The organism is Devosia sp. (assembly GCF_025809055.1).
GTDB lineage: Bacteria > Pseudomonadota > Alphaproteobacteria > Rhizobiales > Devosiaceae > Devosia.
This window is the reverse complement of the sequence record NZ_CP075529.1, coordinates 3,238,430-3,254,779: the sequence shown is the minus strand read 5'-3', so window position 1 is coordinate 3,254,779 and position 16,350 is coordinate 3,238,430. Positions and strand designations below refer to the sequence as shown.

Genomic DNA, 16,350 nt, shown 5'->3' with positions numbered 1-16,350 from the left:
ATCAGAAAGAGTGCTCCAGGTTTTTGATTTGTCACGTTTTCGCACCAGAAAAGTGGTGTCCACTTTTCCTGAAAACGCTCTGGTGAACGAAAGCCTCTTACCCCTCTCCCCTTGTGGGAGAGGGTGCCCGAAGGGCGGGTGAGGGGTTTGTTGGACACATCTTGCCATTCGAGCGTAGCTCTCGTGGCCTTTTCGCCGGAAACAGCTTCACTGAAGCTGTTTCTCATCGTCAAAAAGCCCCTCATCCGGCGCTACGCGCCACCTTTTCCCACAAGGGGAGAAGGAAACCCGGTGACCTCACATGCCCTCCGGCGGACCCGAAATTGAACAGTTGATCCAGCTCCTGGCCCGCCTGCCGGGCCTCGGCCCGCGCTCGGCGCGCCGGGCGGTGCTGCATCTGATCAAGAAGAAGGAGCAGTTGATGCTGCCGCTATCGGCCGCCCTTGACCGGGCGGTGGCCGCGGTGCGCAGTTGCGAGGTCTGCGGCAATGTCGACACCATGTCCCCCTGCTCCATCTGCGCCGATCCGCGCCGCGGTGAATCGGGCCTGCTGATCGTGGTGGAGGATGTTGCTGATCTCTGGGCGCTCGAACGCGCCGGGGTCGGGGCCGTGCGCTATCACGTGCTGGGCGGCGTGCTGTCGCCACTCGATGGCGTCGGGCCGGACGAGCTCAATCTCGAAGGCCTGATTTCCCGCGCCGGCGACTATGCCGAAATCGTCCTTGCCATGAATGCCACGGTGGAAGGCCAGACCACCGCCCATTACATCACCGACCGCCTGGCCGGAACCGCGACAAAAGTCACCCGCCTCGCCCACGGCGTGCCGGTGGGGGGCGAGTTGGACTATCTGGACGAAGGCACATTGAGCCAGGCCCTCAAGGCCCGCACCTCCATCTAGCGCCAAACCCCTTCAGGCGGGCACAAGGCCCGCCTGATATGGTTCAGAGCAGGGCCTGTTCGTTGCGGCCCATGAGGCGGAAGGCGATGTAGACGGCGATGCCGCTGAGCACCAGCAGAATGGTGGACATGGCCGCTGCCGTACCGAAATCGCCATCCAGGATCAGCAGGTAAATGCGGACCGGCATGGTGATCGTCGAGCCCACATAGAGCACCAGCGACGAGGACAACTCATTGATGGCCGTCACGAAACTGAGCATCCCGCCCGCGATGATGCCCGGCACGATGAGCGGCACGGTGATGCGCAGGAAGGCCTGGAACGGACTGTAGCCCAGGGAAACCGCCGCTTCTTCCAGCGAGGGCGAAATCTGCCGCAGGGCCGAGGATGTGGTCCGCACCGTATAGGGCAGACGGCGGATGAAGATGGACAACACGATGATCGAGGCGGTGCCGGTCAGCACCAGCGGACCGGTATTGAAGGCGGCGATATAGGCGATACCGATGACGATGCCGGGCATGACATAGGGGATCATGAAGGCGCCATCGAGCAGCGAAGTATTGAGCGTCGTGCGGCGGGCCACCAGCACGCCGACAATGGTGCCGACGATGACGATCATCACCACCGCGGAGGCCGAGAAGGTCAGCGAATTGCGGACCACGTCGCCGAGGTTGAACAGGATGCGTTCATAGCTCTGTAGCGCAAAGCCATCCTGGAAGACCGGGCCACTGGTGCGGCGGAAGGAATAGATGATCGAGATGATCACCGGCATGGCCCCGCACAGGCCGATGAAATAGACGGCGCAATGCGCCAGCACATTGCGCCAGCCCTTGAGCTGGATCTTGGCCGGCTTGTTGATCAGGTTGCCATGATAGACATTGCGGCGCGACATGAAGCGCTGCAGCAGCACGAAGATCATCGACACGGCGATCAGCACCACGCTGATCGTGGTGGCCATGGACATGTTCGAGCCGACTTCGGCCGAGTAGAGCGTATAGGCTTCGGTGGCCAGCACGTTATAGCCCCGCCCGAGCAGGCGCGGCGTGCCGAAATCGGCAATCGACTGGATCAGCGCCAGAAGCCCGCCGGCGGTGAGGGCGGGGAAAACCATCGGGAATGAAATCTTGAACGTGCGCTGCAGCGGCGTCAGGCCAAGGCCTTCCGCAGCCTCCTCGAGCGAGCGGTTCACATTGGAGAGCGCGCCCGAGACCATGAGATAGACGAAGGGATAGAATTTCAGCGCGAAGACGATGAGGATGCCACCGACGCCGTAGATGGGCGGCATGGTGATGCCGAAGTCGCGCAGGAAACCCCGAACCACGCCGCCGGCGCCGAACAGCACGATCCAGGAATAGGCGCCGATAAAGGGGGGCGAGACCAGCGCCAGGATGGCCAGCAGCGAGACGAAGCGGCTGCCCGCAATCTTGAAGCGCGAAATGCAGAAGGCCATGATCGAGCCCAGCAGCAGCGCCCCGGCCAGCCCGCCGAAACCAACCACCAGCGTATTGACAAAGGCCCGCTGAAAGCGCGGCTCGGCAAAGAACCGGACATAATTGTCGATCGTGGCATTGCCGGTGGTGTCGAAAAAGCTCGACAACAGCACCGAACCGACGGGAATGAACAGAAGCACCAGGAGGATGGCCCAGGTGGCCACCATCACCAGGGTCCAGAAATCGAAACGCCGCAGCATGGCTCAGCCCTCCAGGGTGAGGCGCTTGCCGTCGGCATCAAATGCCATCAGCGCGCCGCGTTCGAACAGCACCTGCACCGGCTCACCCGGCTCCCGCACGCCGCCCAGCGCCGGGTTGGCGACCTGCACCACCACGCCGCCCGCCGGTGTCTCGACCAGCACATGGGCCTCGCGACCAAGATAGGTGAATTTTCGAACCGTACCTTTGATAGCGCTCGCGCCCTGCGGCGCAGCTTGGCCGCTCTCGGCCAGAAACAGCCTTTCGGGGCGCACGGTCCAGTGTGCGGCCCGGGGTTCGGACAGGCCCAGCGCCGACAGCAATGCCGCCCGGCCTTCGCTGTCGGCGAGGGTGTTGAGCGTGCCGACGAAATTGGCGACGAACAGGGTCTGCGGGTCCCCGTAAATTTCCTGCGGGGTGCCGATCTGCTCGATCTGGCCGGCGCTCATCACGCAGATGCGGTCGGAAATGGCCAGGGCCTCTTCCTGATCGTGCGTCACATAGATGGTGGCGATATCCACACGCTTCTGGATGTCCCGGATTTCTTCGCGCAATTCGATGCGCAGCTTGGCATCGAGGTTCGAGAGCGGCTCATCCATCAACAGCAGTTGCGGGTTGATGACCATGGCCCGCGCCAGGCCGATGCGCTGTTGCTGGCCGCCCGACATGGCCGCTGGCAGGCGTTCCGCCAGGGCCTGCAGATGCACCGCGGACAGGGCTTCGGCGACCCGTGTCCTGATCTGTTCGGCCGGCACCTTTCTTGGCTTGAGACCGAAGGCGACATTGTCGAAGACACTGAGATGAGGAAAGACCGCATAGTCCTGAAAGACCATTCCGATATCGCGCTTGTGCGGGGGGATGGCGCGCAGGTTCTGGCCATCGAGCGTGATGTCTCCGCTGGTCAGGTCATTGAAGCCGGCAATCGCCCGCAGCAGGGTTGTCTTGCCGCAGCCTGACGGGCCCAGAAGCGTAAAGAATTCCCCGCGCTCGACCGAGATCGAAACCGCGTTCAGCGCCCGAAAATTGGTGAACTGCTTCACGCCGTCCCGAACCGTCAAATAAGCCATGCGCGCCCTCCCTCGCTTTGCCCAAGGCGCAAATCGTAAACATAATATTCGTCTTGCAACAAGCCAAATGTTGCACCATGATCAATCTCGATCATAGTTTGATCAAGGGAGAACAGGAGATACCTATGATTGTTGCAAAAAGAACATTTCTGGGCATGGCCCTGGCGCTTGCCGCCACCACCGCGTTAAGCCCGGCCCTGCAGGCCCAGGAAGGCGCGGTCGTCATCTATACGGCGCACAAATCGTCCATCGTCGACCGGCTGCTGCCGCTGTTCGAGTCCGAAACCGGGCTCAAGGCCGAGGTCGTGCAGCTGGGTTCGGGCGACATTGCCCGGCGCGCTCGCGCCGAGGCCGAGGCGCCGGCCGCCGACGTGATCTGGTCGATTTCGGGAAGTCAGCTGACCGAGCTGGCCGACATTCTCGAACCCTATACCCCGCCCGAATTCGACACGATCGACCCGCAATTCGTGGCCAATGATGCCTGGACCCCCTACACCGCCGTTGTCTATGTGCTTGCGGTCAATACCGACCTGCTCTCGCTCGAAGACGCCCCCAAGAGCTGGGCCGAGCTGGCCGATCCGCAATGGCAGGGCCAGATCGCCTCGGCGCGGGCCGATGGTTCGGGTTCGGCCATGCAGCAGTTGCAGGCGGTGCTGACCATTTTCGGTGACGAAGGCTGGGACACCTATGCCGAGATCGCCAAGAACTTCGTGTTCACCGATAGCTCGGGCGCCGTGCCGCGCTTCGTTGCCGATGGCGAGACCTCCATGGGCCTGACGCTGGAAGACAATGCCCTTGAATATGTCCAGGGCGGCGCCCCGGTCGGGGTCGTTCTGCTCAGCGATGGCACGGTGGCGACGCCCGATGGTGTTGCCCTCGTCAAAGGCGGGCCGAACCCGGATGGCGGCAAGGCCTTCATCGACTGGGCCATGTCCAAGTCGACCCAGGAAGTCCTCGCCAATGATATCGGCCGGCGTTCTGTGCGCACCGACGTGGCATCGCCTCCGGGCACTCCGAACCTGGCCGACGTCAATGTCATCTCGATCAAGCCGCTGAGCGAGTTGGGCGGTGCCGAAACGGTACTCGGCCAGTGGCGCACGGCCATCGGCGAATAAGAAAAAACACTGAACGATGACGGGACCATAATCCGAATGAAGCACTTGGAAGCCTTTTCGCTGGGCAAGAAGTTCAGCGCTCCAGAAGCCAATGAGGACAGTCTCGTCATCATTCCCAATCGCGGTTACGCCGTCATCGACGGCGTAACCGATCGCAATGGCACCCGTTATGACGGCATGCTGTCCGGGCAGTTCGCCTCCCGCACCGTCCAGGCCGCCATCGAAAAATTCATCCTGGCCCAGGGCGATGCCAGCCAGCCCGACCTGCAGTTTTCCGGCGGCCGGCACTTCATCGACTATCTCGGCAAAGCCATTCTCGACCGCTACGTCGCCAATGACGCGCTTGATCGCGTCACGGCGGACTGGAAGCAGCGGGGCGGCTGCACGGTCATGGCCGCCCTGGTCATTGGCGACCGCCTCGAGATCGTCGCGGTGGGCGATAGCGGCCTGCGCCTCAACGAAGCCGATGTGCTGCAGGTCCTCAAGCCGCTCGACGATGTCACCGCCATCCTCCGCCGGGAGACCTTTCGCTTTTTCGAGGCCAGGGGGCAGGACATCGCCACCTGCGACCGGCTGGCGGGGGATGTCACCTGGCAGGGGACGCGGCATCAGAAGGCCGGCGCGGAAACTGCCGATCCTGGCGTTCTCGCCGAGATCGAGAGCGGCGCGCTCAAGGCCTGCCGGCAGCACCTGCCGGACGTTCCGGCTGCAGAAATCGAAGCGCTGGTCCATGGCGGCATCTGCCATGCCCAGGGCGATTTCCAGAATGTCACCGGCCCGGCTCTGGCCTATGGCGGGCTCGACGGCTTTGCCGTGCCCGACCAACATGTGGAGACACGCTCCTACGCTCTGGCCGACATCGATACGATCGAGTTATTTTCCGACGGCTATTTCAAGCTGGGAGAAGGCTTTGGCGTCGCGGCCTGGGAACGGGCATTCGAGGCGGTCGAGGCCGAGGATTATCACAAGATCGGCCGTTATATGAGCACCAAGGGCACCACCAGCATCGCGCTCACCGATGATCGCAGCTATCTGGGTATTCGCGTCAGATGAGCGGACGGGCGGGTGTGGATTCGCCCTATTCGCCGCCGCCGGCCGGCGCGAGTGGGCTGGGCGATCTCAATCAGCGCCAGGCCCAGATTCTGGAGGCCGTCCGCGCCAATGGCGCGGTGGCCGTGTCCGAGCTCGCCGGCCAGTTCGACGTCACCACCCAGACCATCCGCCGCGATCTCAAGGTGCTGGGCGAGCGGGGCCTCTTGGTCAAGGGCTTTGGCGGCGCCTTCGCCTCGCCGGGCGTGGCGCGCTATACCTATAGCGAACGGCACAGCACCGAGATCGAGATCAAGCGCGGCCTGGTCGAGGCCCTGCGCCCCCTTCTCTTCAACGGCGCGACCATCTTTGTCGGCCTGGGCACCACGTTCCATGCCCTGCATTCGGTGATCGCCGACTTCCCCGGCACCCTCATCGCCTCGCCCAATCTCGAAGTCATCTACAACTGCGCCCTGCACACCGATGCCACCGTCTATGTTTTCGGCGGCTATGTCCGCAACAAGGACACGTCCATCCTGACCCTGGCGGGCGGCGCGCGCCAGAAATTCAAGTTCGACCTCGCCATTATCGGCGCCAGCGCGGTGGACCGGGACGGCGCCGTCCTGGAATTCGACCCCATGGAGGTCGAGTTGACCCGGGAAATCCTCGAACAGAGCCGCAAGGTCGCGCTCGTGGTTCACGAGGGCAAGTTCGACCGCAAGGCGCCGCACCTGGTCACCCACCTGCGCCAGGTCGACTACCTGGTCACGAACGTCAATCCCGCAGGCCATTTCGACGACCCGGACACCCTGGCCTCCCTTGAGGTCCTGACCTCCTGAGCCGCACCAGACCTTTGGGGCGCTGCAAACGGCGAAAATCGCCCTACTGCGCCATCCTGGCCATGATGATCCGACGCGCCTTTTCCGGATCGGGCGGCAAGACAGCCTCGCTGAGCGCCCGCGAATAGGCATGCTGAGGATTGCCCAGCACCTCCTGCGCCACGCCGGCCTCCACCACGTCACCCTTGTGCATGATGATCACGCGGTCGGAGATGTAGTAAGCGGTCGACAGGTCATGGGTGATGTAGATGATCGACACCCCCAGGCGGTCGCGCAGGTCACGGAACAGGTTGACGATCGACATGCGCAGGGAGGCATCGACCATCGACACCGGCTCGTCGGCGACGATGAGCCTGGGTTCGGGGATCAGGGCCCGCGCCACCGCGATGCGCTGCAATTGCCCGCCTGACAGTTCGTGCGAATAGCGGCCGCGCACCTCGGCAAGCGACAGGCCGACATGGTTGAGCGCCTTGTCGGTTGCCGCATCCACCGCAGCCTTGTCCTTGAGGCCAAGAAAGCGCCGGGCGGTCGAGAACAGGAAATAGTCGATCGTGGTCAGCGGATTGAACGCTTCGAACGGGTTCTGGAAAATCGGCTGCGCCTTGGCCATGAATTTGAGCGTGTTGGCGCGGCCGCGAATGGCGGCGACGTCCTGCCCCATGAAGCGCAGTGTGCCGCTGGTTGGGGTTTCATTGCCCAGGATCATGCGCGCCGTGGTCGTCTTGCCGCTTCCCGACTCCCCGACAATGGTGAAGATCTCGGGCCGCGCGTCGTCGATGGTAAAGCTGACATTCTTGACCGCATGCAGGGTCGCACCATCGAACAGGCCGCCGATCCGGTAGTCCTTGTTGACGTTCTTGAGTTCGAGGAGCGCGCTCATGCTGCCTCCACCTCGCCGGCCCGCCAGCAGGCGACGCGACCGGTCTGGCGCGCCACCAATGTGGGGTTTTCTGTGCGGCATTTGTCGATGGCCAGCGAGCAGCGCGGGTGGAAACGACAGCCGGGGGGCGGCTCGGCGAGGTTGGGCGGCTTGCCCGGCAGGGCGCTGCGCTTCTTGCTGTCGCCAATGCGCGGCAGGCTCGAAATCAGGTGGGCGGTATAGGGATGCTGTGGGCGCTGGAACACGTCCAGTGTCGGCCCCTCCTCCACCAGCCGGCCCGCATAGACGATGCCGATCCGGTCGGCGATGGCGGCATGAACGGTCATGTCATGGGTCACAAAGATGATCGAGGCACCCATGCGCTGCTGCACATCCTTGATGAGCGCCAGCACATCCTGCTGCACCAAGACGTCGAGCGCCGTGGTCGGCTCGTCGGCAATGATGAAGTCTGGCTCACACACCGTGGCCAAGGCAATGGTCAGCCGCTGGCGCATGCCGCCCGAGAGCTGGTGCGGAAACGACTCGAGCACCCTAGGGTCCAGTCCGATGCGTTGCAGGTGCTTTTCCACACGCGCCCGGAAATCGGCCTCCGACAATCCCATATGGCGGAAGGCGAAATCGTGAAAGGCGTGCTTCACCCGGCGTACCGGATTGAGCACGTTCATCGAGCCCTGCATGATATAGCTCAGGTTCTGCCAGCGCGCGGCCTTCATGGCGGACGGATCGGCATAGACGTCCAGTTCCCTTCTCTCGAAGTCGAACTTGACCGAGCCCTCCACCACCCGCAGCGGCGGGGCAATAGCGCCGGCAATGGTCTTGATCAGCGTCGACTTGCCCGAGGACGATTCCCCAGCAATGCCGTAGATTTCATTGCGGTTGATGGTCAGGCTCACATCGTCGACCGCCCGCACTTCGCGGCGCACACCAAAATAGTTCATCTGGTAATAGGCCTTGAGGCCCTCGACCCGGAGCACCGGTGCCGTCGTCGCTGGAGCCGCAATACTATCAAGCATGATCACGCTCCCATCCGGCTGAGGCGGCTGCGGGGGTCGATATATTCATTGACCGACATGGCGAGCAGGAAGAGGCCGAGAAACAGCAGCACGATGGCGATGATCGGAAAGGCGATCCACCACCAGATGCCGGCAATGATGGCCTGGTGCTGGTTGGCCCAGTAGATCATGCCGCCGATCGAGGGGCGGTTGATGTCGGAAAAGCCGAGGACCGAGAGCGTGACTTCGAGGCCGATCGCCCAGATGAGGTTGTTCATCGCCGTGAAGAAGATCACCGGCATCACATAGGGCAGGTGCTGGCGCAGCAGGATTTGCGGCACGCTCATGCCGGCAAAGACGGCGTGGCGGGTGAACTCGCGGTTGCGCAGGCTGAGGGTAACCGAGCGGATGAGACGCGCATCATAGTTCCAGCCCAAAAGCGCCGCCGTCGCCGCCAGGACCGGCCAGCTCATCGAGTCGCGCATGACGAAATAGACCAGCAACAGGATGGGAATATTGGGCAGGGCGATCATGGTATCGTTGAGGGTCATCAGCGCCTGGTCCCAGCGGCCGCCGAGATAGCCCGAGAGCATGCCCACCGCGACCGCCAGAAGGCGGCTGAGCACCGTGACGGTGAGGCCGAACAGCATGGTATTCCAGATGGCCGAACTCATCTGCCAGAGCACGTCCTGGCCGCGCGAGGTGGTCCCGAACCAGTATTGGGCCGATGGCGGCATGTCGGGCGGCAACAGGTAAATGGCCGTATCGGGCAATGGCGCCCAGAAATGGGCAAGCGCGAACAGGAATATGGCCAGGGTCAGCGCAAAGCCGATGGCGAACTCGATATTGTAGCGCAGCAGGTCGCGTAAAATCTTGAACATGGTTCAGCCCAGCCTCACGCGTGGATCGATCAGCGGATAGACAAGATCGATGATGAACACGGCAACGGCGACGGCGATGATCGAGATGGTGGTCACCCCGAGCACCAGCGCATAATCGCCCCGGTAGATGCCCTGGATCATCAGCCGCCCGACGCCCGGATAGTTGAACAGGAATTCGGTGATCACCGCGCCGCCGAAGACATTGCCCAGGCTGAGCGCAAGGCCGGTCAACTGCGGCAGCAGGGCGTTGCGCGCCACATATTGCGAGAAGATCTTGCCCGATGAGACGCCCCCGAGCTCGGCATAGACGACGTGGTCGTCGGTGACGATGTTGGACACCAGAGAGCGCATCGAGATGAACCAGCTGCCCAGGCCGACCAGGACCAGGGTCAGGGCCGGCAAGGTGCCGTGCACGATCAGCGAGCGCAGGTACTCGAGGGTCAGTCCGGGCTGCAGGTTCATCTGCGCGCCGCCCGATATGGGCAGGATTGGCCAGATGAAGCCGAAGCCGAGCAGCAGGCAGAGCCCGATGATATAGGCCGGCACCGGATGCAGCGCCATGACGGCGGCGCCGGACAGTTTCAGCAAGAGGTTGGAGCGGTAATAGCCGGCCAGGGCCCCGAGCAGGTTGCCCAGGCACCAGGTGATCACCAGCGACAGGGAGAGCAGACCGATTGTCCAGGGCAGAGCGCCCATGATCAAGGACATGACCGGGGTGGGAAAGGCCGAGAGCGAAGGACCGAAATCGCCGCGAAGCACGCGCCCCCAGAAGGCCAGGTACTGATCCAGCATCGACCCCTCCAGGCCATAGAGTTCCTGCAGGGCCTGGCGCATGAGTTCGACCGACCTTGGATCGGTCGCGCCGAAATTGGTCATCAGCGCCACCGACTGTTCCACCGGATCAACCGGCGACAGGTTGGTGATCAGAAACGCCAGCGACACGCCCAGGAAGATCACGAGGAAAAACTGGAAGAGGCGCCGGCCGAGATATTTGGCAAAGCCGTCCATCGGTGGTCCGCTCACGTGGGTTTGCTCGGGAACGGGCGGGGCCGAAAGCCCCGCCCGCCGGTGCTAGTTGGCAGACTTGAGCGCAACAACCATGTAGCGCAGGTTCGACCAGAACGGTCCCGAAGCCGAATACGGGTCGGCGGCGCTCGGGTAGCCGGTCCAGTATGTCGTGTCGAACGGCGCGAACTTGTTGTAGGCCATCAGCGGAATGAACGGCATCTCCTCGACCGCCAGCTTGAGATAGTCCATGCCGAGCTCCGCCACTTCGGGCGAGTCGAAGTTCACCGTGCGGTTGGCTTCGATGATCTCGTCGAGGCGTTCATCCTGCCAGCGCGTCAGGTTGCGCGGCGGCTGGATTTCTCCGGCCGGCTTGATGAAGTCGGAGTGATAGCTCTCGAGGAAGAACGAGAGATCGGGATGACCACCCCAGGTCTCGACCGTCCAGTAGATGGCGACGTCGTAGTCACCGCCGCCCAGGCGCTGGCCATTGGTGGGACCGGCGACATCGACCGTTGTCTGGATGCCTTCCATCGACCATTGCTGGGCGATGATGGTGCCGGCGCGAGCCAGGGTCGGGATATTGTCACCCTCGACCATGAGCTTGATGGTGAACGGGGTGCCGTCGGGCTTCAGCCACTGGTTGCCGTTCTTGGTGAAGCCGGCCTTCTGCAGCAGCGCGGCGGCCGCCGCTGTATCCTGCTTCCACCAGCCGAAGCCGAACATGCGCTTGAGCTGTTCGGTGTCCTCGGGAATGCTGTCGCCCCATTGCGGTTTCACCAGCGCCGCAATCTGCTCGGAAACGGTCGGATCATAGGGCTTGATCATGCCATTGCCGGTGTCGAGTTCGAAATTGGCGAGCCAGTCCTGCATCGGCACATAATAGTCGGTGATCGCCGTACCTGTGGGCGGGGTCGAAAGCGCTGCCAGATTGGCCGCGCCACGATAGGAGCCCATGGACACCGAGCGGATATCGATCAACAGCGCCAGCGCCCAACGCACGTCCTTGTCGGCAAAGGGCTCGCGCTGATGATTGAACAGCACGGATGGCAATGTCGGGTCGGGATGGGCAAAGGGGAAACCAGGGAACCAGTAGGCGGTCGTATCGGCAGCGTCCCGGGCGATTGTGAACATGCCCTCGGGGGCAATGTCGTTGATCACGTCGAGATTGTGGTTCATCTGCTCGATGACGCGCGCATCCGGATTGCCGGCATTGCGATAGACCACGTATTTGACCTCGGGCGCCTCGCTCAGTTCCATGCCGATCGATGTGCGCTGCCAGTCCTCACGCAGCTTCCAGATCACCCAGTTGCCGGCCGTGTCGTAACTGTGCAGCTGATAGGCCGAAAGCGAGACCGGCGGGTTGTTGTTGAAGGTCAGCGGGTCCTCGACCCCTTCGAACACATGCTTGGGCATGATCCAGGCAGCATTCCAGCGCACCGTGAAGAGCGTATGGAAGCGCGAATTGGGCGCCTTGAGATTGAAGATGACCGTATTGCGGTCGGGTGACTCGACGCTGTCGACATTGACCGTGAACGGCGCGCTCCAGCCCATGCCCGGATTGGCAATCTGGGTCTCGACGGTATAGACGACGTCATCTGCGGTGAATTCGACCCCATCGCTCCAGAAGATACCCTCCTTGAGCGTCACCGTCATCTGGGTGAAGTCCTCATTATAGACCGGCCGATCCGCTGCCAGGGCATTGGTCCAGGCCGCCTCCCCGGTGCCGTCGGGATTGATGAACCAGAATGTGTCGGCGGTCAGCTGCTGCAATCCATTATTGCTGGCCCCGCCGCCCGGCGCCCACAGGTTGAACCATTCGGCATTCTGCGCGGCCGGTCCCTGGATGATCAGAGCCTCCTGGCGGGGGATGCCCGCGATAAAATCCTGGGCAGCAACCGGCATCACCGACGCGGCGATGACAAGTGCGGCTGCGGCCAGCTTCTTCATTAGCATTGTCGTTCCTCCTGAAGCCCGCTTTGCGGACAGCGACCCATGGGGGCCAAGGCCCCGGCTTTGTCGCCTTCCCTCGATCCGGCGCAGGGCGCGCAGTCTCCTCCTGCAACCCCGATCCAGCCTCTTTATCGACAATTTCTGTCCGCAGGGCAACTGGATTATCGACAAAATGGCACTCGAAGCGCCATTTTTTGGCAGTTTCTCGCCAACTGGCTGCAATTTCACAGGTATATTATTGACAACCTTGGGCGTAAAGTTAGTCTAGATATCGATGATCGCCCGACCGAAGCGGCGGGCCTGTCCATGTTCAAAGTGGAGAATTCCGATGAAAGCGACTTATGACGTCCGCATCGCGGTCGATGCAGGCGTGAGCCGCGGCGCTTACCGGCCGTTGTGGAACTGGTTCGGCTATGACGAGCCCAACTATACGAACACGGACAATGGCAAGAAGCTGCTCAAGGCGCTGACGGAACTGAGCCCGGAGCCGCCCCGCATCCGCACGCATAACCTGCTGACTTCGGGCGATGGCAAATATGCGCTGAAATGGGGCTCGACCAATGCCTATACCGAGGACGAGGCCGGCAATCCCGTCTATGACTGGACCATCATGGACCAGATCTTCGACGCCTATGTCGAGGCCGGAAATATTCCGCTGATCCAGGTGGGCTTCATGCCCGAAGCCCTGTCAGACGATCCCGGTCCCTACAAGCACCACTGGGCCCCGGAGGACAAATACGCCACGATCATGACTGGCTGGGCCAATCCGCCTAACGATCTCAAGAAATGGGGCGATCTGGTCCACGCCTGGGCCCGGCATCTGGCGGACCGCTATGGCGAGAGCACGGTGCTCGCCTGGCCCTGGGAGGTCTGGAACGAACCGGACGGGCTCTATTGGAAAGGCACCATTCCCGAATTCTGCCAGATGTACGACGTCACCGCCAAGGCCATCAAATCGGCCCTGCCCGGCGCCCGCGTCGGCGGCCCGCACACCTGCGGCGCCTTCAACAATCCCAAGGCACAGAAATTCCTGCGCGAATTCCTGCAGCACGTCGTCGACAACAATTCGCCGATCGACTTCATCGCCTTCCATGCCAAGGGCAATCCGGTGATCTGGAAGGACCATGTGCGCATGGGCCTGCACAAGCAGTTGCGCGATATCGAAGCGAACCTCGCCATCGTCAACGAGTTCCCGACCCTGCGCCACCTGCCCACAGTCATCGGCGAGTCCGACCCCGAAGGCTGCGCCGCCTGCTCGGCGCGCGTCCACCCGCAGAACGGCTATCGCAACGGCCCGCTCTACGGCGCTTATGTGGTTGAAAGCATGATCCGCACCTATGAACTCAGCCAGCGCGCCGGCGTCGAGATTGAAGGCGCGGTGACCTGGGCCTTCCTGTTCGAGGACCAGCCCTGGTATGACGGCTTCCGCGATCTGGCGACCAATGGCGTCGACAAGGCGGTGCTCAACGGCTTCCGCATGCTCGGCAAGCTCAAGGGCGAATGGATCGAGGCCAAGTCCGACCACGCCATTTCCATCGATACCATTATGGAGCATGGCGTCCGCGATCAGCCCGACGTCAATGCCGTGGCCACCAGCGATGAGACCGGCGTCTCGATTCTGGTCTGGAATTATCACGATGACGACGTTGAGGATGGTGCCGCCAACGTCACCCTGGCCCTGAACAATATCAAGCCGGGCAATCACAAACTCACCCACTACCGCATGGACAAGGACCACTCCAATTCCTTCGGCGTGTGGAAAGCCATGGGGTCACCCCAGACGATCACCGGCGACGACTACAAAAAGCTGGAAGCCGCAGGCCAACTCGCCGTCCTCGAATCCGGCACCGCCGACGCCACCTCTGGCGCTGCCACGCTCTCCACCCACCTCCCCCGCCAGGGCGTCTCCCTCCTCCGCATCGACTACTAACCGAGTCGATGCGCTAGCACCCCGTCAATCCTCCCGAATGGCGGGGTGCTTTCTCCTTCTTTGGGCTTGGCCGGGGACCGTCCCAAGTCGATAACGTCATCCCCGCGAAAGCGGGGACCTCCGTTAGAGGCACACAAAGAGATTTGGCCCTCGCTGGAGCGATGTCACCAAATCCAGCCGGCCCTCGGGTCGCTACAATCCCGCCCTAGCCCACCAGACCAATATACCGCCGCTTCGACGGCTGCAGGTGATCCACGCACAGCTGTGCTAGAAGCCAATTGTCCCGGCCGCTCAGCATTTCGATCATCAGCCGATGCTGGCTGTGGGCAATATCCAGCGCCGCCCGATCCGCCATGGAATTGGCACGCACCGGCAAGCTGTAGCGCATGTAGAGCTCGATGGTCTGCACCAGGTATTTGTTGCCGCAGGCGCCGAACAGCGTCAGGTGAAAGCGGTCATTGGTCTCGTGTACGCCGCGCAGATAGCCGCTCTCGATATGCTCGCCGTGCTCCTCATGGATTTCGAGCAATTCATCGATCAGCGCTTGGGGCGCCGGCAGCGGGATCAGCAGCGCCGCCTGGCGCTGCACCAGTTCGCGCACGGCATAGATCTGGCGCACCTCATCGGGGGTCAGCGTGCGCACCATGGCGCCCTTGTTGCGCTCGCGTACGACGATGCCCATTTGCTCAAGTTGCACCAGGGCCTGACGAACGAAATGCCGGGTCACCGGAAAGCGCGACAGCAGCGAATCCTCGGTCAGCCGCGCACCCGGTGCCAGGCGGCCGAAAATAATGTCTTCTTCCAGCGCCCGGACAATCCGCTCATCGTCAAGCTCGATATCCGCGTTCAGATCGGACATGCCGACTCCCCTGCACACCTCTGGCTCTGTTCTCTATCAGAATGCTCCGCGAGGTTTAAATCCACTCATCCGATAAGCCGCCTCGACCAGCGCGAGCGTTTCGAGATTGTCGGCGGCATCGGTTTCAAAACCCTCTCCAGCCCGCAGGGCACTGGCGAAATGGCCGATCGCCCCGTCATAGGCCGCCTGATAACTCTCGGTCGCATCGAAGCGCTGCTCGCGCGGGCTCGGCCCCATGAGCCGCAGCACCGGGCCATCGAGATGGATGGTGCCATTGCGCCCCCAAATCCACAATTGGTCACTGGGGGCCGGCGGGGCGCCATGGGCGGCCAGATTGCCAAAGACCGTCAGCGGCATTCCGTCGGCACGGCGTGACAGAGTCAACATCGCGCTGTCCTCCCCGACGATGTCGTCATTGCTGCGCGCCAGGCGGGCAGACTGCATGTCGAACCCGCCCAGAAGGAAGCGCAGGCTGTCGAGGTGATGGATCAGTACCTCCATGACCAGCAATCTGGCTTCATCTCGGAAAAAGGGTTGCCGCACCAGCGCGGGCCTCTGCCCGTCGGCGCCCGCAATCATGCCGCTGGATTGAAAATCGAGCCGCGCGGCCACGAGCGTGCCGAGAACACCCTCGGCGATCCAGTCTTGCAAAAGGCGATAATAGGGCCTGAACCGCCAGTTCTCATGCACCATCAGTGGCACGCGGCCGCCGACATCGGCCACCAGCGCCTCAGCCTCTGCGAGATCAACCCCGAGCGGCTTCTGGCACAGCATCGGCAGGCCCGCGGCGGCCCCGGCCCGCACATTGGCCGCATGAAACCGGCGCGGGGTAGCAATGTCGAGCGCATCGAGTTTTTCGCCCGCCAGCATGGCCTCGAGACTGGCATAGCGCCCGGCAATCCCAAAACCATCCGCCCGCGCCGTCATCGCTACCGGATCAGGATCGCATATCGCCACCACCTCGGCGCCGTCCACCTTCGCCCAAGCCGGCAGATGATATTGCGTCACCCACCCTGCTCCCACCAGACCGACTCGCACCACACGCCCTCTTGTCAATAATATCACCAGAACCGGCTCAAGCCTGATTTCCGGCAATTGTGAAGATTTGCCTGACTTTACGCGTGTTTTAGCCGATCGTACAGCCGTGGCACGCATTTCATGCCCACGTATTATTGACAATAATGCAAATGGCTGTAGGAATGGCCTCAGAACGCCGC

The 16,350-nt window shown here is 62.4% G+C and carries 15 protein-coding genes; 6 read left to right on the top strand and 9 right to left on the bottom strand.

Going from position 1 to position 16,350, the window contains the following annotated elements:
* The first annotated feature begins 301 nt into the window (after positions 1-301).
* On the top strand, positions 302-898 hold the full coding sequence (recR, locus tag KIT02_RS15970; protein ID WP_297579902.1) for a recombination mediator RecR: 597 nt from the start codon (positions 302-304) through the stop codon (positions 896-898).
* 43 nt (positions 899-941) lie between these two features.
* On the opposite strand, the gene KIT02_RS15965 is transcribed toward recR, so the two are convergent.
* Positions 942-2,585: an iron ABC transporter permease gene (locus tag KIT02_RS15965; protein WP_297579899.1), complete on the bottom strand. Its 1,644-nt coding sequence runs from the start codon at positions 2,583-2,585 to the stop codon at positions 942-944.
* A gap of 3 nt (positions 2,586-2,588) precedes the next feature.
* Positions 2,589-3,650 carry an ABC transporter ATP-binding protein gene (locus KIT02_RS15960; protein ID WP_297579896.1) on the bottom strand — a complete coding sequence of 354 codons (1,062 nt, stop codon included), beginning with the start codon at positions 3,648-3,650 and terminating at the stop codon, positions 2,589-2,591.
* A gap of 125 nt (positions 3,651-3,775) precedes the next feature.
* On the opposite strand from KIT02_RS15960, the gene KIT02_RS15955 reads away from it, so the two are divergent.
* From KIT02_RS15955 to KIT02_RS15945, 3 genes are read left to right on the top strand one after another with little or no spacing between them, the layout of a single operon-like run.
* A complete protein-coding gene (locus tag KIT02_RS15955) occupies positions 3,776-4,765 on the top strand; it encodes an extracellular solute-binding protein (protein WP_297579893.1) in 990 nt (329 codons plus the stop codon).
* A 36-nt stretch (positions 4,766-4,801) separates the two neighbouring features.
* On the top strand, positions 4,802-5,818 hold the full coding sequence (locus tag KIT02_RS15950) for a hypothetical protein (RefSeq protein ID WP_297579890.1): 1,017 nt from the start codon (positions 4,802-4,804) through the stop codon (positions 5,816-5,818).
* Positions 5,815-6,633, top strand: coding sequence for a DeoR/GlpR family DNA-binding transcription regulator (locus KIT02_RS15945; protein WP_297579886.1), 819 nt, complete (start codon positions 5,815-5,817; stop codon positions 6,631-6,633). Before KIT02_RS15950 ends, KIT02_RS15945 begins: the two co-directional genes overlap by 4 nt.
* A gap of 43 nt (positions 6,634-6,676) precedes the next feature.
* Here KIT02_RS15945 and KIT02_RS15940 read toward each other — a convergent pair whose 3' ends face one another.
* The 5 genes from KIT02_RS15940 to KIT02_RS15920 all read right to left on the bottom strand — a co-directional run bounded on the left by KIT02_RS15940 (position 6,677) and on the right by KIT02_RS15920 (position 12,347).
* The gene (locus tag KIT02_RS15940) at positions 6,677-7,513 is read right to left on the bottom strand and encodes an ABC transporter ATP-binding protein (protein ID WP_297579883.1); all 837 of its coding nucleotides are present in this window, start codon (positions 7,511-7,513) and stop codon (positions 6,677-6,679) included.
* On the bottom strand, positions 7,510-8,526 hold the full coding sequence (locus tag KIT02_RS15935; protein ID WP_297579879.1) for an ABC transporter ATP-binding protein: 1,017 nt from the start codon (positions 8,524-8,526) through the stop codon (positions 7,510-7,512). The genes KIT02_RS15940 and KIT02_RS15935 overlap by 4 nt, the downstream gene beginning before the upstream one ends.
* A gap of 2 nt (positions 8,527-8,528) precedes the next feature.
* A complete protein-coding gene (locus KIT02_RS15930; protein WP_297579876.1) occupies positions 8,529-9,386 on the bottom strand; it encodes an ABC transporter permease in 858 nt (285 codons plus the stop codon).
* A 3-nt stretch (positions 9,387-9,389) separates the two neighbouring features.
* Positions 9,390-10,394 (bottom strand): ABC transporter permease, encoded by a 1,005-nt coding sequence (locus KIT02_RS15925; RefSeq protein WP_297585372.1) that lies wholly within the window; start codon positions 10,392-10,394, stop codon positions 9,390-9,392.
* 63 nt (positions 10,395-10,457) lie between these two features.
* Positions 10,458-12,347 (bottom strand): ABC transporter substrate-binding protein, encoded by a 1,890-nt coding sequence (locus KIT02_RS15920; protein WP_297579874.1) that lies wholly within the window; start codon positions 12,345-12,347, stop codon positions 10,458-10,460.
* 39 nt (positions 12,348-12,386) lie between these two features.
* Between KIT02_RS15920 and KIT02_RS15915 the strand changes: the two genes are divergently transcribed.
* Together KIT02_RS15915 and KIT02_RS15910 are read left to right on the top strand one after the other, a co-directional pair.
* Entirely contained in the window at positions 12,387-12,689 is a 303-nt protein-coding gene (locus tag KIT02_RS15915) for a hypothetical protein (protein WP_297579871.1), read from the top strand.
* Positions 12,673-14,274: a beta-xylosidase gene (locus KIT02_RS15910; RefSeq protein ID WP_297579868.1), complete on the top strand. Its 1,602-nt coding sequence runs from the start codon at positions 12,673-12,675 to the stop codon at positions 14,272-14,274. The genes KIT02_RS15915 and KIT02_RS15910 overlap by 17 nt, the downstream gene beginning before the upstream one ends.
* Before the next feature lie 205 nt (positions 14,275-14,479).
* On the opposite strand, the gene KIT02_RS15905 is transcribed toward KIT02_RS15910, so the two are convergent.
* Together KIT02_RS15905 and KIT02_RS15900 are read right to left on the bottom strand one after the other, a co-directional pair.
* Complete coding sequence (locus KIT02_RS15905; RefSeq protein ID WP_297579865.1) at positions 14,480-15,133, bottom strand: GntR family transcriptional regulator; 654 nt, start codon at positions 15,131-15,133, stop codon at positions 14,480-14,482.
* A 36-nt stretch (positions 15,134-15,169) separates the two neighbouring features.
* The gene (locus KIT02_RS15900; protein WP_297579863.1) at positions 15,170-16,189 is read right to left on the bottom strand and encodes a Gfo/Idh/MocA family oxidoreductase; all 1,020 of its coding nucleotides are present in this window, start codon (positions 16,187-16,189) and stop codon (positions 15,170-15,172) included.
* Between the last annotated feature and the right edge of the window lie 161 nt (positions 16,190-16,350).